This is a genomic window from Rossellomorea sp. H136 (assembly GCF_056838065.1).
The window spans coordinates 3,193,802-3,214,944 of sequence record NZ_CM166371.1; the positions used below are offsets into that span (position 1 = coordinate 3,193,802).

The 21,143-nt window shown below is 41.8% G+C and carries 23 protein-coding genes and 2 riboswitches; of the genes, 3 read left to right on the forward strand and 20 right to left on the reverse strand.

Annotated elements, in window-relative coordinates:
* Window positions 1-3 precede the first annotated feature (3 nt).
* The 14 genes from accC to ACYH0O_RS16410 form a co-directional block, all read right to left on the reverse strand.
* The gene (accC, locus tag ACYH0O_RS16345) at window positions 4-1,356 is read right to left on the reverse strand and encodes an acetyl-CoA carboxylase biotin carboxylase subunit (RefSeq protein WP_482629540.1); all 1,353 of its coding nucleotides are present in this window, start codon (window positions 1,354-1,356) and stop codon (window positions 4-6) included.
* A 15-nt stretch (window positions 1,357-1,371) separates the two neighbouring features.
* Window positions 1,372-1,884: an acetyl-CoA carboxylase biotin carboxyl carrier protein gene (gene accB / locus ACYH0O_RS16350; RefSeq protein ID WP_482629541.1), complete on the reverse strand. Its 513-nt coding sequence runs from the start codon at window positions 1,882-1,884 to the stop codon at window positions 1,372-1,374.
* A gap of 274 nt (window positions 1,885-2,158) precedes the next feature.
* The gene (locus tag ACYH0O_RS16355; RefSeq protein ID WP_044340042.1) at window positions 2,159-2,707 is read right to left on the reverse strand and encodes a SpoIIIAH-like family protein; all 549 of its coding nucleotides are present in this window, start codon (window positions 2,705-2,707) and stop codon (window positions 2,159-2,161) included.
* A 14-nt stretch (window positions 2,708-2,721) separates the two neighbouring features.
* Window positions 2,722-3,375: a stage III sporulation protein AG gene (spoIIIAG, locus tag ACYH0O_RS16360; RefSeq protein ID WP_482629542.1), complete on the reverse strand. Its 654-nt coding sequence runs from the start codon at window positions 3,373-3,375 to the stop codon at window positions 2,722-2,724.
* On the reverse strand, window positions 3,365-3,988 hold the full coding sequence (gene spoIIIAF, locus ACYH0O_RS16365; RefSeq protein WP_482629543.1) for a stage III sporulation protein AF: 624 nt from the start codon (window positions 3,986-3,988) through the stop codon (window positions 3,365-3,367). The genes spoIIIAG and spoIIIAF overlap by 11 nt, the downstream gene beginning before the upstream one ends.
* Window positions 3,989-4,006: 18 nt before the next feature.
* Window positions 4,007-5,203, reverse strand: a complete 1,197-nt coding sequence (spoIIIAE, locus tag ACYH0O_RS16370; RefSeq protein ID WP_482629544.1) for a stage III sporulation protein AE — start codon at window positions 5,201-5,203, stop codon at window positions 4,007-4,009.
* Between the two features lie 28 nt (window positions 5,204-5,231).
* Window positions 5,232-5,624: a stage III sporulation protein AD gene (gene spoIIIAD, locus ACYH0O_RS16375; RefSeq protein WP_172655798.1), complete on the reverse strand. Its 393-nt coding sequence runs from the start codon at window positions 5,622-5,624 to the stop codon at window positions 5,232-5,234.
* 14 nt (window positions 5,625-5,638) lie between these two features.
* A complete protein-coding gene (spoIIIAC, locus tag ACYH0O_RS16380; protein ID WP_034758004.1) occupies window positions 5,639-5,845 on the reverse strand; it encodes a stage III sporulation protein AC in 207 nt (68 codons plus the stop codon).
* 79 nt (window positions 5,846-5,924) lie between these two features.
* Window positions 5,925-6,440, reverse strand: coding sequence for a stage III sporulation protein SpoIIIAB (gene spoIIIAB, locus ACYH0O_RS16385; protein WP_149157746.1), 516 nt, complete (start codon window positions 6,438-6,440; stop codon window positions 5,925-5,927).
* Complete coding sequence (spoIIIAA, locus tag ACYH0O_RS16390; RefSeq protein ID WP_482629545.1) at window positions 6,441-7,364, reverse strand: stage III sporulation protein AA; 924 nt, start codon at window positions 7,362-7,364, stop codon at window positions 6,441-6,443.
* A gap of 277 nt (window positions 7,365-7,641) precedes the next feature.
* The gene (gene efp / locus ACYH0O_RS16395; protein ID WP_034757996.1) at window positions 7,642-8,199 is read right to left on the reverse strand and encodes an elongation factor P; all 558 of its coding nucleotides are present in this window, start codon (window positions 8,197-8,199) and stop codon (window positions 7,642-7,644) included.
* 40 nt (window positions 8,200-8,239) lie between these two features.
* Window positions 8,240-9,304 carry a M24 family metallopeptidase gene (locus ACYH0O_RS16400; protein ID WP_482629546.1) on the reverse strand — a complete coding sequence of 355 codons (1,065 nt, stop codon included), beginning with the start codon at window positions 9,302-9,304 and terminating at the stop codon, window positions 8,240-8,242.
* Complete coding sequence (aroQ, locus tag ACYH0O_RS16405; RefSeq protein WP_482629547.1) at window positions 9,294-9,752, reverse strand: type II 3-dehydroquinate dehydratase; 459 nt, start codon at window positions 9,750-9,752, stop codon at window positions 9,294-9,296. The genes ACYH0O_RS16400 and aroQ overlap by 11 nt, the downstream gene beginning before the upstream one ends.
* A 94-nt stretch (window positions 9,753-9,846) precedes the next feature.
* A complete protein-coding gene (locus ACYH0O_RS16410; protein WP_482629548.1) occupies window positions 9,847-10,416 on the reverse strand; it encodes a YqhR family membrane protein in 570 nt (189 codons plus the stop codon).
* 281 nt (window positions 10,417-10,697) lie between these two features.
* On the opposite strand from ACYH0O_RS16410, the gene ACYH0O_RS16415 reads away from it, so the two are divergent.
* The gene (locus ACYH0O_RS16415) at window positions 10,698-11,060 is read left to right on the forward strand and encodes an SA1362 family protein (protein ID WP_324744507.1); all 363 of its coding nucleotides are present in this window, start codon (window positions 10,698-10,700) and stop codon (window positions 11,058-11,060) included.
* Between the two features lie 16 nt (window positions 11,061-11,076).
* On the opposite strand, the gene ACYH0O_RS16420 is transcribed toward ACYH0O_RS16415, so the two are convergent.
* The 3 genes from ACYH0O_RS16420 to ACYH0O_RS16430 all read right to left on the reverse strand — a co-directional run bounded on the left by ACYH0O_RS16420 (window position 11,077) and on the right by ACYH0O_RS16430 (window position 15,825).
* Window positions 11,077-11,958, reverse strand: coding sequence for a patatin-like phospholipase family protein (locus tag ACYH0O_RS16420; protein ID WP_482629549.1), 882 nt, complete (start codon window positions 11,956-11,958; stop codon window positions 11,077-11,079).
* A 107-nt stretch (window positions 11,959-12,065) separates the two neighbouring features.
* The gene (locus tag ACYH0O_RS16425) at window positions 12,066-14,636 is read right to left on the reverse strand and encodes a vitamin B12-dependent ribonucleotide reductase (protein WP_482629550.1); all 2,571 of its coding nucleotides are present in this window, start codon (window positions 14,634-14,636) and stop codon (window positions 12,066-12,068) included.
* 352 nt (window positions 14,637-14,988) lie between these two features.
* A complete protein-coding gene (locus tag ACYH0O_RS16430; RefSeq protein WP_482629551.1) occupies window positions 14,989-15,825 on the reverse strand; it encodes a lipoate--protein ligase family protein in 837 nt (278 codons plus the stop codon).
* 211 nt (window positions 15,826-16,036) lie between these two features.
* Between ACYH0O_RS16430 and ACYH0O_RS16435 the strand changes: the two genes are divergently transcribed.
* On the forward strand, window positions 16,037-16,420 hold the full coding sequence (locus ACYH0O_RS16435) for a rhodanese-like domain-containing protein (protein WP_044340028.1): 384 nt from the start codon (window positions 16,037-16,039) through the stop codon (window positions 16,418-16,420).
* 64 nt (window positions 16,421-16,484) lie between these two features.
* Window positions 16,485-16,616, forward strand: a complete 132-nt coding sequence (locus tag ACYH0O_RS16440) for a hypothetical protein (RefSeq protein WP_482629552.1) — start codon at window positions 16,485-16,487, stop codon at window positions 16,614-16,616.
* A 187-nt stretch (window positions 16,617-16,803) separates the two neighbouring features.
* On the opposite strand, the gene gcvPB is transcribed toward ACYH0O_RS16440, so the two are convergent.
* The 3 genes from gcvPB to gcvT are packed head-to-tail and all read right to left on the reverse strand — an operon-like array spanning window position 16,804 to window position 20,729.
* Window positions 16,804-18,267, reverse strand: a complete 1,464-nt coding sequence (gene gcvPB, locus ACYH0O_RS16445; RefSeq protein WP_482629553.1) for an aminomethyl-transferring glycine dehydrogenase subunit GcvPB — start codon at window positions 18,265-18,267, stop codon at window positions 16,804-16,806.
* The gene (gene gcvPA / locus ACYH0O_RS16450; RefSeq protein ID WP_482629554.1) at window positions 18,260-19,606 is read right to left on the reverse strand and encodes an aminomethyl-transferring glycine dehydrogenase subunit GcvPA; all 1,347 of its coding nucleotides are present in this window, start codon (window positions 19,604-19,606) and stop codon (window positions 18,260-18,262) included. The genes gcvPB and gcvPA overlap by 8 nt, the downstream gene beginning before the upstream one ends.
* Before the next feature lie 16 nt (window positions 19,607-19,622).
* Complete coding sequence (gene gcvT / locus ACYH0O_RS16455) at window positions 19,623-20,729, reverse strand: glycine cleavage system aminomethyltransferase GcvT (RefSeq protein WP_482629555.1); 1,107 nt, start codon at window positions 20,727-20,729, stop codon at window positions 19,623-19,625.
* A gap of 98 nt (window positions 20,730-20,827) precedes the next feature.
* A riboswitch (glycine riboswitch) is annotated at window positions 20,828-20,906 on the reverse strand.
* A 3-nt stretch (window positions 20,907-20,909) separates the two neighbouring features.
* Window positions 20,910-21,001, reverse strand: a riboswitch (glycine riboswitch).
* Between the last annotated feature and the right edge of the window lie 142 nt (window positions 21,002-21,143).

Genomic DNA, 21,143 nt, shown 5'->3' on the forward strand with positions numbered 1-21,143 from the left:
ACACTAGGATTTCATTACTTCGTATTTCTCCAAAAACTTCGTATTAAATTCTCCACCAACAAAGGTTTCATGATCTAATAGTTTCAAATGGAACGGAATGGTTGTGTGTATACCCTCAACCACAAATTCACTCAAGGCACGTTTCATTCTTGAGATCGCTTCTTCACGAGTCGCTCCATAGGTGATCACTTTGGCAATCATACTATCGTAGTATGGAGGGATCATATAACCAGGATATGCGGCTGAATCGATTCTTACGCCAATGCCGCCTGGTGGAAGATACATTTCAATCCTTCCTGCTGAAGGCATGAAATTCTTCTCAGGATTCTCTGCATTAATACGACATTCAATTGCCCAACCAGTGAACGTTACTTCTTCCTGAGTAAGAGAAAGTTTTTCTCCTGATGCTACGAGAATTTGTTCTTTAATCAAATCGACTCCTGTTACTTGTTCTGTTACAGGGTGCTCCACCTGAATACGGGTATTCATTTCCATAAAGTAGAATGATTGATTAACGTAGTCATATATAAATTCTACCGTGCCGGCACCAGTATAATCAACCGCTTTGGCTGCTTTTACTGCTGCTTCCCCCATTTTAACACGAATTTCTTCTGTTAAAGCGGGTGATGGTGTTTCTTCGATCAATTTTTGAAGGCGTCGCTGAATCGTACAGTCACGCTCCCCAAGGTGGATCACGTTCCCGAAATTATCAGCCAGCACCTGGATTTCCACATGCCTGAAGTCCTCGATGAACTTTTCAATGTATACACCAGGGTTACCGAATGCAGTCATGGCTTCTTGCTGAGTGATCGTTACCCCATTAATAAGCTCTTCCTGACTTTTCGCGACACGGATCCCTTTTCCTCCACCACCTGCAGTGGCTTTGATGATGACAGGATAACCCATGGATTCTGCAAGCTGAACTGCATCTTCTGCGTCCTTCACAATGCCTTTTGAACCCGGTACAATCGGAACGCCTGCTTCCCTCATGGTTTCACGAGCCACGTCTTTCGTACCCATCTTCGAGATTGCTTCTGGTGAAGGACCTATAAAGATGATGTTGCAATCGCGGCACAGGTCTGCAAAATCAGAGTTCTCAGCTAAAAATCCGTAACCGGGGTGAATGGCATCACAATCTGTCAGTTTTGCCACGCTAATGATGTTTGTGAAATTCAGGTAGCTGTCTTTCGATGCAGTCGGTCCGATACAATAAGCTTCATCCGCTAATTGAACATGGAGTGCTTCTTTATCTGCTTCAGAATAAACGGCTACACTTTCGATGCCTAAATCTCGGCATGCACGTATAATACGTACCGCAATTTCTCCTCGATTGGCGATTAATACCTTTTTTATCATATCTATTTTCGCTCCTTATTCAGGTTTGACCAAGAATAACGGCTGTCCATATTCAACCAATTGACCGTCTTTTACTAAGATTTCTGTAATTTCACCTTTTACTTCCGCTTCAATCTCATTAAATAATTTCATCGCTTCTACGATACATACGACAGAGCTTTCATCGACTTTATCTCCAACTTTCACGTATGGACCTGCTTCCGGAGAAGAAGATTGATAGAACGTCCCTACCATAGGAGACGTGATTTTATGTAAGTTTGAATCTTCTGCTTTTGCTTGTGGGACTTCTTTTTCTTCTGTATTTACAGAAGGAGCTGCTTCCTGTACAGGCGCTGGAGCCTGCTGTACTGCTTGAGCTGCAGGTATTGCTTCCTCTACTGCCTGAACGACTTGTGGTTGCCCGGAAACTGTTACACCATTATTCTTTTTAAGTTTTATTTTCGAACCATCATGCTCGTATGTAAACTCATCAACACTAGAATGATCTACGAGTTTGATTATTTCACGAATTTCTTGAATTTTTAACACGGTTGACACCCCTCTTATAGTTTAAAAAATTATGACTAGCTACTAATATCATACGATAATACCTCGTATAAATTCAATATGCGATTCCTACCATTCCGTAAAGCGCATACAACCCTAGTCTCTATTCTAGACCTTTTTAGGAAAAAAATAAAATAATAGAAGAATTTTTTTGATTTCTGTTGGATCGTTTATGTGTGATGCAAGTCATTGCACTTCCATTTCAAACAAAAAATAGCCACCTGAAGGTTCCCCTTCGGCGGCACTGGTTTACATGTTAATTTGTTGGCTGAAATTCTACTGCTACCGGTTTCATCTGACCAACTTCACTCATCACGAGGCGGATGATTTCATTCGCATCGGCTGTTGAGTGCTCCTTGTCGGATTTCACTGTAATTCGGATATTTTCACCGTTAGCTCTGACTAACGCATCTTCATAACCCATTGTTTTGATCATTGTTTCCAATACTGATTCTGTCATGGCCAACTCTCTTAAGTTCTCCATTTCCTCATAGGCAGCGCTTTTTTCCTCTGCTGATACATCAGCGTTCGCTACTTTCGCTTCCAGCTCTTCGCGAAGCTGTTCGCGTTGATCCAATACTTCAATTCTTAAAGCTTCGAACATTTCATTTCCAGCTGCGTCTGTTACGACTTCCATGTCAGACATGGTTTCCTTCCCATCTTCTTTCGCTTGCTCCTTTCCGTCCTTTTCTTCATATGCCATATCTGTCACTTGCTGTGTTGGAGAAGTAATGTAATAAACTGAAAGCACGATCACAAGACTCAACATCGTTAATAACCAAACTGTTTGTTTTTTTAGTAACATCTATCATTTCCCCCTTATTTTTTGGGCAGTACCGATACCCGGTGACTTGGTACGTCTAATCCTCGGGTAACAGCCTCTATGATCCATTTTTTTATTTGTATATTATCGGCTCCTTTTGCTACAACAAGGACACCGCTGACTTTAGGTTTTTTTGTTTCTTTCACAATGGGAACTTCTTTCTCACCATTCCTCACGATGACCATTTCTTCCTCTTGTGATTTATCCTCAATCGATCTTTTTCCACCTGACTTATCTTCTTCAGCAGTCGTTTGTGACTGTGTGGATTCATTCTTTTCATACACTTTTGACTCTGTTGCCTCTACATTGACCACAACATGTACTTCACTGACCCCAACAATTTGATCTAGGGCTTCTTTCAATTGGTTTTCGTATTGATCTTCGTACCCTCTCATAGAGCCATCCGATTCCTTATGGCCGGAGCCGAATGTCGCGACCTCTTCAGGTTCTCCTTCGTCTACTGATTTCGAGACCTCTAAGCTGCTATCCCTGCTCCAAAGATCACTAATCAGCATAAAGGCGACACCTACTAACAGCACAATGAGAAAATATTGAAACTTATTCCCTTTTTTATCCTTTGGCGGTGAATTGGAATTTTCCTTTGACAACCATTCCTTCAATGCGTTAAGCGGACCTTTACTAAAGTTCATTTGCTTCCCCAGTCCCCCCTTCAACTGTAATGATTATTTTGTCTGGTGTAAGATTCCATTGCTCGGCGAGTAAGGAGGCCATTTGGGACGTACTTTCTTCAGGGGTTTTCTTTCTCTGCTCAGCTCCCGTATCGATCTCCACGTTTTGAACAGTTTCAATCGTGGTGTTTTCTTGTTTATCTTTTACAACCACTGTCACTTCTGTGATACTTTCCGGGACATTCTCCAAATCATCTGCTTTTACCACAACCTTCTCAATAACCTTACCGTGTTCATCCATCATCTCCTTTTCAGCTTGTTGTTTCATTTGGACAGCCATCTGTTCTAAAATATATGCACGTTGTGAGGCTTGTATTTCTTTTTTCTTCATTTCTATTAAATTTTCTACTGAATTATTCTGTGAATTTCCATTTATATCAATTGACTCCATCACTGTACCAAAATCGGTGGACATTAATTTAAATAAAGGTGTAAGGATAATGGTGATTAACAATAAGCCGGTCACGATTTTTGCATATTTTTGCATGTTGGAACTAGGAAGAAGCATGTCAATGACGGTGGCTAAGAGAACAAAGATAATAATATTTGTAATCCAATCGGTGAGAAATGACATGACGGTACTCCTTCCTCTTTATCGCATCATCATCGTGATATTTCCTGCCGCGATGATGACGGTAAGACTCAAAAAGAACATAAAGGACACAATGGCAAGGGCCGCAAAGACATAAATTACACTTTTAGCAATGATATCGAGACATTCTATCACCGGTCCGCCCCCTAGGGGTTGCAGGAGGGCGGCGGCTAATTTATAAATAAACGCAATCATGAGGATTTTGATTGCAGGAAAAGCTGCAATGATCAGAACAATGGCCACACCAGCGATTCCCACCGTGTTCTTTAAAAGAACGGAAGCGCTGATCACTGTATCCGTCGCATCTGTGAACATTCTGCCGATCACAGGTACAAAATTTCCAGTAACAAATTTCGCTGTTCGAATGGTAATCCCATCTGTCACCGCTGCCGTGGCTCCCTGCACGGATATAACACCAAGGAAAACGGTCATAAAGGCCCCTAATAACCCGATACTCCATGTTCGCAATAACTGTGCCAGCTGCGTCACTTTATAATGACTGGAAAGGGTACTTACGATACTTAATAGCGCAGCCAGAAATAGCAGGGGGAGAACGACATTTTGGATCAATAAACCGCTTGTGTTCATTAAAAAGATAATCACAGGATGGAAAAACGCTGCGGATACAACTCCTCCTGAGGCGGCAATAAGAGCTAACATTAGAGGAATGAGGGCAATGATGAAGTGAATCATAGTGGAAATGGCATCCCGGGTATAATCAATCGCCACGTGAAAACTATTAAGGGCGATGATGATCAACACCATGAACACAATGCTGTAAGCAACCTTGCTGACACTTCCTCCTTCGAACGCATTCTGCAGGGATTGAAGAAACATACTGAAAATCGTAAGCATAATCAGTGTTCCTAATAGCTTCCCATTCATCACAAGCTCCTGGAAGGCGAATTTGAAGATTCCACCAAACCATGCTTTAAAGGAAAACTCTTTTTCACCTTTGATAAAATCAACCAAACTGCCCTTTTGACTTTCAGGGAGATAGCCACCGTATTGATCCACGATACTGTTCCAGAATCCTTTTAATTCTTCGATTCCTAATTGATCTAACTGCTGATCGATCATTTGCTGTTGAATCGTCGAATCGGGCGGATTCTGTTCCTCCCCTTCTTCAGCTTGTCCACCGGAGGCTCCTACGAAAAAAATGACAAGTGCTATGACGAGTATTCGATATATTTGCAACAATTTTTTCCACCTCTTAACGTTTCGCTTATCCAGTTGGGATCATGTTAATAATTGTTTCGATAATTACTGTTAGAATAGGTACCGCCATTGCTAAAATCAAGATTTTCCCTGCAAGCTCCACTTTCGCGGCAAGCGCTCCCTGTCCGGCATCTTTTGTAATGTGAGAAGCGAATTCCGCTATGTAGGCGATGCCGATAATTTTGAGAATGGTTTCTACATACACCATATTCACATTTGCATTCGCAGCAAGCTTCTCAATCATATGAATGATGGAGTATATTTGATCGATCAGAAATAAAAAAATTGAACATCCTACAAACACAATAAGCAAAAAAGCAAAATTTGGTTTCTGCTCTTTCACAATCAAAGCCAGAAAGGTCGCAACCAGTGCTATACCAACAATTTGAATGATTTCAATCGCGGACGCCCCCTCTAACCTTGATATAAGAAGACCGATTTAATCTTCTGGAACAGATCATCGACAATCGAGGCCACCATAAACAAAATATAGATGAACCCAAACAATGTAACCCACTGTGCATATTCTTTCTTCCCTACCTGATCTAAAATCGTATGCAAAAAGGCCACTACAATCCCCACCCCTGCGATCTTGAAAATAATATCCACATCAATTCCCATATTCATTTCCCTCCTGGTTTCTAAAAGCTGTTCTCGCAAGCGATTGGCATGTATAAAAGTATTGACCTATGAAGCATCGTTAGAGTAATAGGATGATCAATAATAAACCTGACAAAAACCCCAAGCTTTTCGTCATCTTTTCATATTTTCTCTGCTTTTCTATCGCCTCTGATTCTTCTCTTTCCAGGTGTGTTAACGCTAACTGAATATGCTTCTGCTGGGTCATCATGTCGTGTTTGCCCAGGTTTTCTCCAAATTGTTTCAGGATTTCGTATTCCCCTGTCTTAAAAGCCGTTAATTTCCAAATATCATTCAGGCTTTCCTCCCACGCTTTTTTCACTGAGATCTCCTGCTCCGTTAATTTCTTTGAGAACGTTTCAAAGAACCATGAAACAGGTTTTTGCAGCTGCTTGGAAATCTTTCTGGTTGCTTCATGCAAAGGGGTATGGCTGTACGTAATTTCTGCTTCCAATGACTGAAGGGCCACCTTCAACAACCGAAGCTGCCTTGGTCTTTCCGTTAAATATTTTGCCGCTTCGAAACCTGCCCAGGAAGTAGAAAGCAGGATGAAAACAGCACCGATTAGTTTAATCATTTATGTCACACCCGCTTTTTTCAGAAGAGATTGACCGTGTTCATTCCACACCTCATGAACTTTACCAGGCTCATCCCCTCTCCTTAATTCAACAAACCGCTCAATGGTTTGAAGATTCACAATGTCCTTGATAACTGGTCTCTTCGCTACTTCACCAAATGTAAATCCATGAGTCGTCATCACAAGGGTAATACCGGCATTAACGGCTTCCTGGATAGCTTGACCATCTTCCACGCGACCAATCTCATCCACAATCAGGACGTCTGGACTCATGGAGCGTATCAGCATCATCATACCTTCAGCCTTCGGACATGCATCCAGCACGTCCACTCTCGGTCCAAACATCAGCTGAGGAATTCCGTTTACACAGCCGGCAATTTCGGACCGTTCATCGACAATTCCTACTTTAAAAGGGGGGATATTTTTTTCAGGAACGCCCGTCGAAATCATACGTGCGAGATCTCTAAGCAATGTCGTCTTCCCTGTTTGAGGTGAGCCGATAATCATCGTATGCTTCCATCCAGCATCATAAACATATGGAAAAATAGAATCAGATATGCCAAGCTTTTGTCTTGCAATCCGAATGTTAAATGAGGACAGATTACGGATTCCTTTTACCACACCGCCTTCTAGAATTACCTTTCCTGCAAGGCCAACACGATGTCCGCCTTCTATTGTGATATATCCTCTCTTCAGTTCCTCTTCTAATGTATAAAACGAATGCCGGGATAGTTTGTTTATGAGCTGTTCGCTATCTTCCTCGGTAACGGTATAAGGAAGAAAATATGGCTTCCCCCTGGCCGTGACCTCCAACACACGGTTGGTACGAACCCTAATTTCTTCAATTCGGTCAATAAGGTCTTGTGGAAGGGTCAGGACTTTGTCAGAAATAGTGCTGGGTAGTAAGGCTAGAACTTCTTGCATATAGGTACCTCCTAATCTTGTTCCACTTCGGAATGTAGGAAGACGATAAATGAACCTTCGTACATGCTTCCCGATAATACAATGTATTCTAGTAGCAAGAGATTATGACATTAGAGTTGGAAGATTTGTGGTGGGTATTGGGAGCTTTGGTTTGGAGTGAGGGGGATGTCGAATTTCGACTAATGGCAGATAAACCAATACATAGCGCGACAAAGACCCCATCGCCAAATAAAAAAAGCCTGAACGAGAGTAATCCCGTTCAGGCTTTTCACATTATTTATCCACGTGATACGTAAGATCCGTCCGTTGTATTAATGATTAATGTGTCTCCTTCGTTGACGAAGAACGGTACGTTAACCACTAATCCTGTTTCCACTGTAGCAGGTTTTGAACCACCGGAAGCTGTATCGCCTTTAATGCCCGGTTCTGTTTCAGTTACTTTTAATTCAACTGAGTTAGGAAGCTCTACTCCAAGAGTTTCTCCTCCGTACATCATGATGGACACTTCCATGTTTTCTTTCAGATATTTCAATTCATATTCGATGGAAGAAGCAGGAAGTTCGATTTGATCGTAGCTCTCATTGTCCATGAATACATGCATGTCACCATTAGCATACAGGTATTGCATTTTTCGGTTATCGATTTGAGCTTTTCCTACCTTTTCTCCTGCACGGAACGTCTTTTCCTGGATGGCACCTGTGCGCAGGTTACGAAGTTTAGAGCGAACGAATGCTGCCCCTTTACCTGGTTTAACGTGTTGGAAATCGATTACTCGCCAAATCCCGTTATCGACTTCAATCGTCAAACCTGTACGAAAATCATTTACTGAAATCATATTTATTTCCTCCTATTGTCTAGTAGACCTGTCTTTAGGACTACAATGGTAGAATGATTAGATCTTTTGTAGAATGTGTCAGTGTTTCATTGGAATCTTCTGTTATGAGTGTATCATCTTCAATACGAACACCGCCAACACCTGGAACATAGACACCCGGTTCAACCGTTACGATCATTCCAGGCTCCAGTACCACATCGGAACGGGAGGACAATCCTGGTCCTTCATGGACTTCAAGGCCGATTCCGTGTCCCAGTGAATGTCCGAAATACTCTCCATAACCCTTTTCTGTTATGTAATCACGTGCAATAGCATCTGCTTCTTTACCTGTCATACCAGGCTTGATTTTTTCCATGGCCAGAAGCTGTGATTGTAGAACGACGTCATAGATCTCTTTCAATTTCTCACTTGGTTCTCCTACAGATAAGGTACGTGTCATATCGGAGCAATATCCTTTATAGTATGCACCATAATCCAACGTTACAAAATCACCTTTTTCAATGACTTTATCACTGGCAACCCCATGAGGAAGTGCAGAACGATTACCTGAAGCAACGATGATATCAAAAGATGAAGATGTCGCTCCCGCTTTTCTCATGAAGAATTCTAATTCATTGGAAACTTCTAACTCTGTCACACCCGGTTTAATAAAATCTAATATATGCTTAAATGCTGCATCGGCAATATCCGCCGCATCCTTAATTATCTTAAGCTCTTCAGGTGTCTTAATCAAGCGTAACTTTTCTACCAGCCCGGATACCGGTACAAGTTCTGCTTCAAGCACTTCACGATAGCTTTCATACGCACTAAATGTCATGTAGTTCTTCTCGAAGCCCAATTTATTAATCCCCAGGTTTTTCACTTGTTTCGCTACTTCCTCATGGATGGGTCCAGTATGCTGGACGATTTCAAAATCGCCAGCCTGCTCGGTTGCTTGCTCGATGTAACGGAAATCTGTTATGAATAACGCTTTATCTTTAGAAATCAGAACAACGCCTGATGAACCAGTAAAGTTTGTCATGTACCGACGGTTGTAAGTACTTGTAAGTAAGATCCCGTCAAGTTCGTTTTCTGAAAAAGTCTCTCTTAATCGTTCAATTTTCATCCAATTCCACTCCCTTAATGTTCTTTATGATCGCTTGTAAAGCCAACTCGTAACCAAACAGTCCAAATCCAACGATCTGGCCAACCGTTTCAGCTGCCACGACAGAATGATGTCTAAACGCTTCCCGGGCATGTATATTTGATATATGCACTTCCACTACCGGTACTGATACCGAAGCCACTGCATCTCTAATCGCATAGCTGTAGTGTGTAAAAGCACCGGGATTCAGGATGATTCCCCCATATCCTTCATCCTCTGCCTTGTGTATATAATCAATCATATCCCCTTCATGGTTCGATTGAGCTGAAAAGAGTTGAAAGCCTTCACCTTCTGCTTGTTTCGAAAGCTTCCCCTCAAGTTGCGGCAAGGTAACATGTCCATAAATATCAGGTTCACGCTTCCCCAGCCTATTTAAGTTAGGACCATTTAAAAGCAAGATTTTCATCATATATAAACCCCTAAAAAAATAGAATGTTCATCATGAACATTCTAACACAAACCTTATTCCTATACCTACATAATTGTCTGATAATGAGGATTTGTTAATGTGAAACTTCCCCTGATTTTTCTTTCTCATTCTGATGTCTCAATTCATTTTCTTCATAAGAAATCGAATAGCCGATAAATACGCCATACAAAATATACAGGCAGAAGGTTGTGATCAAAGTGTGATAATCAATGGATGTAAAGGATTCAATGCTCGGGAAGAGCGGATTGAGCAGTAAAAAGAATGCTAAGTATAACGCTACGCCGTAGGCAGCCCCAACCCACATAGACTTGAATTTTCGTAATAAACCATAATAAATGAGAGCCACACCTATAGAAATCACTCCGTAAGCCACTATGGAAAGAACGATACCAATCCATTTGTCCACCCAGTCACCAACCGCCCACGGCTCAAATATTATATTTGGCTCGATTTTCGTAAAGGAAAAAAAGTAACAAATGTAGGCAATTGAACTCCATAACATCCCACCTATAAAGCCCGTCACTACAACCATCGCCATGAACGATAGTGGTTTTTCACTCTGATTCTGCTCTAAACGTGGATTCTCCTTGCTTTCTTCTGTTCCATCCTGAATCTTTTCATGTTGTCCCTTTTGTTCAGCCATCTGTAACACCTCCATTCGTAGTATGTCCCATTGGTTTAAACATTTGCATGGTTTTACTTATTTTTCATCTGTGTATGATGAGGAAAAATGGATGAAAAAACCTATCTCTAGTCCTTTGATTGATTTTTTAGTAAAATAGATAGTATCTTTCCAAGTTCAAAAAATTAATTTGATTAATATTTAAAGAAAATCGATAACTAATATGGTTAAATAACAAGGAAATTGTCTAGAATAATAGTATAGATATGTATAATGGATTGTATTGTAAGGAGGTGGCTTTGTTGAACGCTCGTAATATCTTTGTTATCACATTAATATTGTTAGCTATTGTAGGGCTCTTAACTTCCCTATTCGGAAATCCCTTAGGGCTAGTAAAACAATTACTTGTTACTGCAGCTGTGATCGGAATTATCTACTTCATTTACCGAAGATGGTTCAGCGGAAGGCGGGCTGGTAATAGTAATGAACAGAGAGCGTTTCTTAAAGCAGCCAAACAATCAAAGAGGCGGCATAAGAAAAAATCTCCAAGTAAGCCTCAAGTATCAAACGCCTCAAAGAAACGTTCGATACGAAAGAAATCCAATGCCAACCTTACCGTAATTGAAGGAAAAAAGAATAAGAAAAACAATCGAGCCTCATTTTAGGAGCTCGATTGTTTTATTAATACGGCCATTTTTGTAGAAATGCTTCCGCTTTTGATTTTCCGTATTGAATGAGCTCTGCTCTTTTTTCCGGCGTTAATCCGAATTCGGTCGTGAGCACACCTTCAGTCGGAATAAAGATGATGTTTTTTTCAAGTTTTCTTGAAATGTATCTTGAATCATGTGCATCTTTCATCGTAGTAAAGAGGGCTTCATACATATCAATTGCATTTCTGATTTGTTTTTTTGGCTTTCCGACTAGATCGTGACTTAACTTCACCCCGATGACCGGTCTCACCTTTTTCAAATTTTCCCGATCAAAAAGCCAAATAGGAAAGTTACTGAGCACCCCGCCATCCACCATGAAACTTATTCCTTCTAAAGATCGCAGCTTTACAGGTTCGAAGAAGTAAGGAAGACTCGCACTCATTCGTATCGCCCTGGCAACAGGAAAGGTTTCTTTCGCTATGCCGTACTTCTCAAGATCATCTGGAAGAACCAATAGTCTGCCATTTGATAAATCTGAAGCGATCACCCGGAGTGAATGAGGTGGTAAATCGGCAAACGTATAAATTCCTCTTGCTTTCAGCTTCTCTTCCACCCAGCTTTCAAGTGCCACTCCTTTATATAAACCTAAACGATAGTATACCCGAAACCATTTTATAATAGGGAGAGAGATGATCGCGTTTGAGTCCATCAATTTACTAAATTCAATATCATCCATGATTTTGAGGAGCTCCCTGCTCGAATAACCGGCAGCAATAAATGCTGCAATCACCGCTCCGGCACTTGTTCCCGCAAGCCTCTTAAATTTGTAGCCCTTCTCCTCTAATGCTTGATATGCCCCAATCAACGCGAGCCCCTTTATGCCTCCACCTGAAAAAACACCATCGATGTCCAAAGGCCCCACTCCTTCAATGTCTATTACTACATCTTTAATTCACAATGAAGGGTTTTAGACTAAAAAAATAGGAAGGGAACCTGTCCCCTCCTAACTTTCTTCATTTATTATAGACCGCATTTCAGCTGAGCGCCGCAGTTTGTACAAGTATTACAGCCACCCATATCTTTTACCGTCCCTTTACGGCAGACCGGACAAGTATTCCCGACTTCAGAACCAATGGTCACGTCTGTTGAACGTACGTCCTGAATCGTATCAACTAATACGATCGGCTTTTTCGATGTAGGAATGTCGTTTTGTTCCTGTTCGTCCTCTTCATCAAAGCTGTTTTCTTCTGCTTTGAGGGTAAGAACTTGTGAATCACGGCTTCCGTCAACGTAGACGGTTCCACCTTTTGCTCCGCCTTTATAAAGTCGCTCATACACTTTTTCTACTTGCCCAACCGTATAACCACGAGGGGCATTAACCGTTTTCGAAATAGAGCTGTCGATCCAATTTTGAATCACACATTGGACATCTGCATGTGCTTTTGGCTCCAAGCTCATGGAAGAAACAAACCATTCTGGAAGTTTGTCAGCATCTGCATCCGGATTTCTCTTCAAGTAATCCTCTACAATATCCGCTTTCACTTCAATGAACTTACCAAGACGACCACTTCTGTAATAAGTGAATGAGAAATAAGGTTCAAGACCAGTAGATACTCCAACCATCGTACCTGTTGAACCTGTTGGTGCAACGGTCAATAGATGAGAGTTTCGAATCCCGAACTGTTGAATGTCGTCCCGTACATCCTCAGGCATTTTCTTCATAAAACCTGTTTCCACAAACGCTTTTCGTAAAGCTTTCGTTTCTTCGTCGGTACTTCCAGTAAGGAATGGGAAACTTCCCTTTTCCTTGGATAATTCAACGGATGCACGATAAGCCGTTGTTGCGATGACTTCAAATACTTCATCCACAAGTCTGTTGCCTTCTTCAGAACCGTATTCTTTTTCACAGTAAATCAACAAGTCTGCAAGACCCATTACCCCAAGGCCAACACGTCGCTCACCAAGGGCCTGCTTTTTGTTTTCTTCGAGGAAGTACGGAGTCGCATCGATGACATTGTCCTGCATGCGCACACCCACTTCAACGGTACGCTTCAATTTTTCAAAATCAACGGTTTTCGTCTCTTTATTGGCAAACTGAGCAAGGTTGACAGCTGCCAGGTTACACACGGAATATGGAGCAAGAGGTTGTTCACCACATGGGTTCGTAGCAACTACCTTTTGACCATATGCCTTCGCATTCGTCATATCATTCGCGTTATCAATAAAGAAGATTCCAGGCTCCGCAGAGTATGTTGCACAAACGTTGATAAGATTCCAAAGCTCTTTCGCTTTGATCTTACGGTAAGTACGCACTTTGTAGCCAAGCTTTTCCCACTCACGGACATCACCCACGTTGTGCCATTCTTCATTATAGAATTTCATTTGCTCTTCGTTATAAGTTTCCACATCAGGGAAGCGCAGTTCATATTCACGGTCGTTTTCAACGGCTTCCATAAAGTCGCTTGTCAGGCAAACCGAGATATTCGCACCTGTCAGGAATTCTGAATTATGGACGCTGTACGTACCGCCTGTACGGAGCTTTTCTTCTGCATTCTTAAGGATTTTCGCATCAAATCCACCGTAGCCAGGGATTTGTCTATAATTTAGGATACCTTGATACATCGCTTCCTCTTGTTCTGACAGAGGTGTGAATTTCAACTTATCCTGTGCTGCTTTTTTAATCGTTTCATCTTCTGTATTTTCAAGAAGATAACGTAAAATACGCGGGTTTTGCATTTTAGAAATAATGAATTCGATAATATCGGGATGCCAATCTGAAAGCATGATCATTTGTGCCCCACGTCTTGATCCACCCTGCTCAACCAAATGAGTCAATTTAGCGATGTCATCCAGCCAGGAAACCGAACCGGAGGATTTACCGTTCACACCTTTAGCCAGGGTATTTCTCGGACGAAGAGTCGATCCGTTCGTTCCGACACCCCCGCCTCGGCTCATAATCTCCATCACCTGCTTGCGATGTTCCGAAATTCCTTCACGAGAATCCTGTACGAAAGGCATCACGTAGCAGTTGAAGTACGTTACGTCCGTGCCTGCACCCGCTCCGTAAAGCACGCGTCCGGCAGGAACAAAATGCAGGTTCACCAATTCATGATAGAACTTTTCAAACCAAACTTGTCTCTTTTCAGGAGTTTCTTCCACTTCTGCCAAGCCTGTTGCGTTACGCTTCGCAATTTGTTCGTAGTAGACTTCCAGTGGCTTTTCGATTACATCAAGTGTTCTTGAGACGATACCCGTTTCCATTTCTTCCGGCTTGTCGATGGCACTTCTGTACTCTTCTTCGATCCAAACATCTACTTTCTTCGTTTCCCAGTCGATGCTCGAAATATAACCTAATCCTCTTGCAGGGAATTTAGGATCTTCTTTTATGGTGAGGACCACGAAATCCCCTTCAGAAAGAGTGATCTTTTCCGTGTCTTTGAAAGAATAGCGATCAATCATGACAAGACGGGATACACCTTTGTGTGTAGTATTCATATCTGGGGTTATGGGATGTACTTGAGGAAATAATCCGATATCCTGATTTAATCTTTCGATGTTTAATTTCATTGTGTTTTTCGACGCAACAGTCATAAAGACAACTCCTTCTATCTCAAATCATTCATTTGTTTGTTGTTTACTTTGATGTCTAATATCAAGTAATACGATATCATAGCTCTATTAGAAAAGCAATAAATAAACACAACATATAGTGTGTAAAAAATTATTCGACACACCACATATTGTGTTTATGGTCAATAGATCATTTGTTTGTCAAACGGATAATAAGCCAATAAAAATAGAAAACAGGAGGAAATAATAGAAAATCATATAATACTTCGACCATTTCTATTAATTTAGAACTTGATATAAATCCAAGTGGCGTAATAGTTGGTAAAATAGGAAAAAAGCGACAAGCATCGCTTTAATTCTACAAAAAAATTTTTTAACGCTTAAAGTTCCAGTCATCTGATTCGTAACGGGTCCCGGCAAGGTCCACAACATATTGTGTTTCCTCATTAGAAAGTTCATATGGTTCCAGGTGGATATTCAATCCTTCTTCAAAACCTTTTTTGAACGCTTCCTTCGCCATATCCATGGTGACCTTTTCAGAACTGATTTCGTTCATCGCGACAGCCTTGCTTTTAAATGCCCGCTGCATACGCTCTTTCACCCGGTCAGATGGATAGTTAAACAGGCTGAACAGCTTATCCTCGTCAAGATCCAATAGAATGGAACCGTGTTGAAGAATGACACCTTTTTGACGCGTCTGGGCACTGCCAGCTACTTTCCTTCCTTCTACCACCAGCTCATACCAGCTAGGGGCATCAAAACAAACAGCCGAACGTGGATTTTTCAACCCTTCCCGCTCTTCTACTGTTTTCGGAACAGCAAAATAGGCTTCGAGTCCAAGTCCTTGAAATCCTTTTAAGATCCCTTCAGAAATCACTCGGTATGCTTCTGTAACGGTTTTAGGCATTTCCGGGTGCTCTTCTGAAACAATGACACTGTACGTTAATTCATGTTCATGCAGAACTCCTCTGCCTCCTGTCGGTCTTCTGACAAAGCCAAGTCCGTGCTCTTTTACTGCGTCAAGATTGATTTCCTTTGCTACCTTTTGGAAGTAACCGATCGAGAGCGTCGCGGGATCCCAGCCATAAAACCTGATTGTGGGAGGAATCTTTCCCTCGCTATGCCAATCCAGTAGCGCCTCATCAAGGGCCATATTATAAGAAGGGGAACAATTCCCTGAGTCAATGAATCTCCATGTTTCTTTTTTCATGCATCATACCTCATTTGCGTCTTCTCTTTGTATTTTGTTATGTAAAAAACCAACTTCATTTAAGTCCGTTACTAGTCTATCAAATCCAAAAGAAAAAACAAAGAAAAACAGATTGGAAAGTGTTTGCTGTAAAATAATAAATTTGTTTTGATTCTCGGGGCTTTCATGAATATAATAGAAGTTAGCGCATTTGTAGAAAGGAGCATGAATGATGGAAGGATTATATATTCTTTTAGTCGTACTTGGTGGAATCATTGTTTATTCACTCTTTACGTTCTTCTATCAAAAGAGAATTGTGAATACTTTGACTGAAGAAGAATTTCGAGCAGGATATCGTAAGGCTCAGTTGATAGATGTTCGTGAAGCGAATGAATTTGAAAACGGTCACGTACTTGGCGCACGAAATATCCCCCTCTCACAAATTAAAATGAGACAAAAGGAAATCCGTGCCGACCAGCCCGTATACCTTTATTGCCAAAGCGGACTACGAAGCGGAAGAGCAGCTCAAATGCTTCACCGCAAAGGGTACCGAGATCTTCACCAATTGCAGGGTGGCTTTAAAAAGTGGACAGGTAAAGTAAAACATAAAAAATAATGTGAAAGGATTGCCTTTGGGGCGATCCTTTTTTAATTGGTGGGAGTAGTGGGAGGGATTGGAGTTGGTAGTTCTAATGGTATTGTGCATAACTCAATTAACAAATGGGATTAAATGTAATTCGACTGGATTCCCTATCACTTCCGTTGGATTACCTACCATCACGAACGTATTCTGCACCTATTCTGCTGAGTAAGCGACCTTATCTGCTTGATTACTTGTCTTTCTATCATGATGTTCCCTTTAATCGGTCGAATCCCCTCTTTTTTCACCTGAAATACACGTTACACACCACAAAGACCTCCACCCCACTTTCCTTACTACAAAGGTCCGTCCCTCAAAAATATCCCCGCAGCAATTGGCTGCGGGGATTTTCATATTCTTTAGCTTTCTTTTGTATAACGCAGTATCGGTTTTCTTGCCGCGAGTGTTTCGTCCATGCGTTTGACGATGGTTGTGTGAGGTGCTTCCTGGACGATTTCAGGTGTTTCTTCTGCTTCTTTGGCAATCTGGATCATGGCATCAATGAAGGAATCAAGTGTTTCTTTCGATTCTGTTTCGGTTGGCTCGATCATCATGCATTCTTCCACATTTAATGGGAAGTAAATCGTTGGTGGATGGTATCCGAAGTCCAATAGACGCTTCGCAATATCCAATGTACGGACGCCAAGCTTCTTCTGGCGTCTTCCACTGATCACAAATTCATGCTTACAATGACGATCGTATGGAAGGTCAAAGTGAGGAGCCAGGCGGCGCATCATGTAATTTGCATTCAGGACTGCGTTTTCCGTAACGGCTCTCAGCCCGTCCGGACCCATCGTTCTGATGTAAGTATAAGCACGAACGTTGATTCCAAAGTTCCCATAGTAAGGTTTTACACGGCCAATGGAATCAGGGCGGTTGTAATCGAACTCGAATTTATCATCATTTTTCACCAGGACCGGCTTTGGAAGATATTTAATCAGGTCTTCCTTCACTCCGACAGGACCGCTTCCCGGACCACCGCCTCCGTGAGGGCCTGTAAACGTCTTATGAAGATTTAAATGCACGACATCAAATCCCATATCCCCCGGTCTGGCTTTTGATAATACGGCATTTAAATTGGCACCATCATAATACAGCTTCCCGCCTGCTTCATGAATGATTGCAGCCATTTCCAGAATGTTTTCTTCAAATAATCCAAGAGTGTTCGGGTTGGTCAGCATCAAGGCTGCTGTATCATCTCCAACTACACGCTTCAGATCCTCCAAATCAACTAAACCATTCTCGTTTGATTTTACCGTTACCGTTTCGAAACCTGCTACAGTCGCACTGGCAGGGTTCGTTCCATGAGCTGAATCCGGTACGATGACCTTCGTACGTTGAGTGTCGCCATTTGCTTCATGGTAAGCACGGATCATCATAAGACCCGTCCACTCTCCATGAGCACCGGCAGCAGGTTGAAGGGTCACTTCATCCATGCCCGTGATCTCTTTCAAATGCTCCTGAAGATCATACATCAGTTCAAGGGCACCTTGAACGCTTTCCGCTTCCTGGAGAGGATTGATATGAGCGAAACCATTCAATCGTGCCACGTTTTCATTCACCTTCGGATTGTACTTCATCGTACAAGACCCTAATGGATAGAAACCGGAATCCACGCCATGATTACGTTTTGATAACGCCGTATAATGGCGCATGATATCAAGTTCAGATACCTCTGGAAGCTCTGGTTCTTCCGAACGGATATAATCCGATGGAATGAGGTCCGATAATTCCACATGTGGTACATCCATTTCACGTAAGCTATAGCCGACACGGCCTTCTTTAGATAATTCAAAGATAAGAGGTTGATCTTGCTTATTCATGACAATCCCCCAATTCTGCTACGAATGCGTCGATTTCTTCTTTGCTGCGAAGTTCAGTAACAGCCACTAGCATGTGCTGTGATAAGCTGTCATCCATTAATCCTAAATCGTATCCACCGATCATTTCTTTACTCAGAAGTTTTTGATTGATTTCTCTAACAGGCATATTTACCTTTACGACAAACTCATTGAATGATGGTCCTTCAAATGCAATGGAGAACCCTTTTGCTTTAAAGGCTTCTTTTGCATAATGTGCTTTTTGGATATTCTGAAGTGCCATTTCTTTGACGCCTTGTTTTCCTAGAGCCGTCATGGCGACAGACGCAGCGAGTGCATTTAATGCCTGGTTTGAACAAATATTCGACGTGGCTTTATCTCGACGGATATGCTGTTCACGTGCTTGAAGAGTCAGAACAAATCCTCTGATTCCATCTTCATCAACCGTTTGACCAACAAGACGGCCTGGAACTTTACGCATAAGCTTTTTGTTAACGGCGAAGTATCCACAGTGCGGTCCACCGAATGCACTTGGAATACCAAATGGCTGTGCATCACCAATGACGATATCTGCTCCTAATTGTCCAGGAGGGGTAAGCGCCCCTAGTGCAAGCGGGTTTGAAGAAACCACGAACATCGCTTTTTGGGCATGAGTCACTTCTTCGATGGCTTTTAGTTCTTCTACCCGGCCGAAGAAGTTAGGATATTGAACGACTACCGCTGCAATATCATTACTCATTAATTGCTTAAGTTCTTCCACATCCGTAACACCGTTATTGTGCGGGATTTCTACCACTTCTATATACTGACCTTTTGCATAAGATCGTAAAACATCACGTGATTCGGGATGCACGGTACTTGAAACCAGTACCTTTTTCCGACGGGTCTGCCCTGCACTCAGCATAGCTGCTTCTGCAAGAGCCGTTCCTCCATCGTACATGGAAGAATTGGCTACATCCATCCCGGTCAGCTCACAGATCATCGTTTGGAATTCAAAAATCGCTTGAAGTTCTCCTTGCGAGATTTCCGGCTGATAAGGTGTATAAGCTGTATAAAATTCAGAGCGTGATAATACATGATCCACGATGATCGGCATGTAGTGGTCGTATACTCCAGCCCCTAAAAAGGATGAATGACTTTTTAGGTCAGCATTCTTCGCTGCCATTTTGGTCAGTTCCTTTACCAATTCCGTTTCTGACTTCGCCTCTTTGATTTTGTAATCCCCTTTGAAACGAACCTTCTCGGGAATATCTTCAAATAGATCGTTAACGTTGTCTACTCCTATGCTGTCTAACATTTCCCTTTGATCCTGCTCTGTCATCGGTAAATAACGATGTTTCATGACCGTCATTCCTCCCCTATTTCTTTGGTCTTTTATAGAATGGTGTGGCTACTACTTTCGCTTTTAACTTTTTCCCTCTGATTTCAACCAGTACTTCCGTATCTAAAGAAGTAAACTCATTATCGAGTAATGCTAATCCAACATTTTTCTTTAATGTCGGCGATTGCGTACCGGTTGTGACTTCCCCTATTTCTTCTTCACGGGAAAACACTTTATAGCCATGACGTGGAATTCCGCGATCAATCATTTCAATCCCGACGATTTTTCTTGAGGCGCCTTCATCTTTTTGTTGTTTCAGCACTTCCTGACCATTAAATGGAACCTCTTTATTCACTTTTACGGCGAATCCAATCCCTGCTTCGATCGGAGTGATCGATTGAGATAATTCTTGTCCGTAAAGTGCAAGATTCGCTTCAAAACGCAATGTATCACGTGCACCAAGTCCGCATGGAAGTACAGCATGCTCCTTGCCCGCAGCTAAGATCGCCTTCCAGATTGCAGCCGCATCACCTGCATCACAGTAAATCTCAAATCCGTCTTCACCTGTGTAACCGGTACGTGAAACAAGTGCAAGCTTACCATCTATGTTCACTTCGGTCTGAAATTTAAAAAATCCGATATCGCTTAGTGAATGTTCGTTTGTAAGCTTTTGTAAAACCTGTTCAGCAAGTGGACCTTGAAGTGCCAATTGCGCCGTATGTTCAGAGATGTTGTTGATTTCAACGCCATCGACTTCATGTTCTTTCAGCCACTGAAAATCTTTATCTATGTTTGCCGCATTAACAACGAGCAAATAATCATTATCTTTTATTTTATAAACTAATAAGTCATCGACCGTCCCACCGTTTTCGTAGCACATAGCCGTATACTGAGCACCTCCATCTTTTACTTTGGAGACATCATTTGTCATCATTCTTTGTAAGTAGTCAAGAGCCCCTTCACCCTTCACTTCAATTTCTCCCATATGAGAAACGTCAAATAGTCCTGCCCGGGATCGTACCGCTTCATGTTCTTCTTTAATACTTGAGAATTGCACTGGTAAAGCCCAGCCACCGAAGTCGATGGTCTTTCCTCCATACTCTTTGTACACTTCGTATAAAGGTGTTTGTTTTAACTCTGACATGACTTTTCCCCCTTTATCTTCCTTACATGCATAATCCTTAACCAAGTTTTATCCCATGAAAAAAAGGACAGAAAAACCCCTTTTCATAAAGAAGTTTTCTCTGTCCTTGCACCTGAAAGTTTACCGAAGAACGGCTTTCCCCTTTGGTGGTTTCCGGGACGGAAACACTCTCCAGAGTTGCGTCCAACAAGAGTCTTTTTGCCTGAGAGATTCACACTTAAATGTGCTTGCTCCTTCGGCGCTGTATGCACAGTCTCTCCCCTTGTTATCATTCGCCAATATTCCTTGAAACATTTGGTCATACTAGAAATATACAGAAGAAATGTTGTAAATGTGAATGTTCGGATTTTCGAGTTTTTTAAACAATAGAAAATCTAATTTCATCCTACCATTAAATACGAGGATTGAGCAATC

Excerpts from the sequence above, each read along its gene's own strand:
- accC (WP_482629540.1), bottom strand. The coding sequence starts at position 1,356 with ATGATAAAAAAGGTATTAATCGCCAATCGAGGAGAAATTGCGGTACGT.
- spoIIIAF (WP_482629543.1), bottom strand. The coding sequence starts at position 3,988 with ATGTCATTTCTCACCGATTGGATTACAAATATTATTATCTTTGTTCTC.
- spoIIIAG (WP_482629542.1), bottom strand. The coding sequence starts at position 3,375 with ATGAACTTTAGTAAAGGTCCGCTTAACGCATTGAAGGAATGGTTGTCA.
- ACYH0O_RS16425 (WP_482629550.1), bottom strand. The coding sequence starts at position 14,636 with ATGACTGTTGCGTCGAAAAACACAATGAAATTAAACATCGAAAGATTA.
- gcvT (WP_482629555.1), bottom strand. The coding sequence starts at position 20,729 with ATGTCAGAGTTAAAACAAACACCTTTATACGAAGTGTACAAAGAGTAT.
- spoIIIAB (WP_149157746.1), bottom strand. The coding sequence starts at position 6,440 with ATGATTAAACTAATCGGTGCTGTTTTCATCCTGCTTTCTACTTCCTGG.
- efp (WP_034757996.1), bottom strand. The coding sequence starts at position 8,199 with ATGATTTCAGTAAATGATTTTCGTACAGGTTTGACGATTGAAGTCGAT.
- spoIIIAC (WP_034758004.1), bottom strand. The coding sequence starts at position 5,845 with ATGGGAATTGATGTGGATATTATTTTCAAGATCGCAGGGGTGGGGATT.
- ACYH0O_RS16435 (WP_044340028.1), top strand. The coding sequence starts at position 16,037 with ATGGAAGGATTATATATTCTTTTAGTCGTACTTGGTGGAATCATTGTT.
- ACYH0O_RS16400 (WP_482629546.1), bottom strand. The coding sequence starts at position 9,304 with ATGAAAATTGAACGATTAAGAGAGACTTTTTCAGAAAACGAACTTGAC.
- ACYH0O_RS16410 (WP_482629548.1), bottom strand. The coding sequence starts at position 10,416 with ATGGCTGAACAAAAGGGACAACATGAAAAGATTCAGGATGGAACAGAA.
- ACYH0O_RS16355 (WP_044340042.1), bottom strand. The coding sequence starts at position 2,707 with ATGTTACTAAAAAAACAAACAGTTTGGTTATTAACGATGTTGAGTCTT.
- gcvPA (WP_482629554.1), bottom strand. The coding sequence starts at position 19,606 with ATGAAACATCGTTATTTACCGATGACAGAGCAGGATCAAAGGGAAATG.
- ACYH0O_RS16430 (WP_482629551.1), bottom strand. The coding sequence starts at position 15,825 with ATGAAAAAAGAAACATGGAGATTCATTGACTCAGGGAATTGTTCCCCT.
- aroQ (WP_482629547.1), bottom strand. The coding sequence starts at position 9,752 with ATGATGAAAATCTTGCTTTTAAATGGTCCTAACTTAAATAGGCTGGGG.
- spoIIIAA (WP_482629545.1), bottom strand. The coding sequence starts at position 7,364 with ATGCAAGAAGTTCTAGCCTTACTACCCAGCACTATTTCTGACAAAGTC.
- gcvPB (WP_482629553.1), bottom strand. The coding sequence starts at position 18,267 with ATGAATAAGCAAGATCAACCTCTTATCTTTGAATTATCTAAAGAAGGC.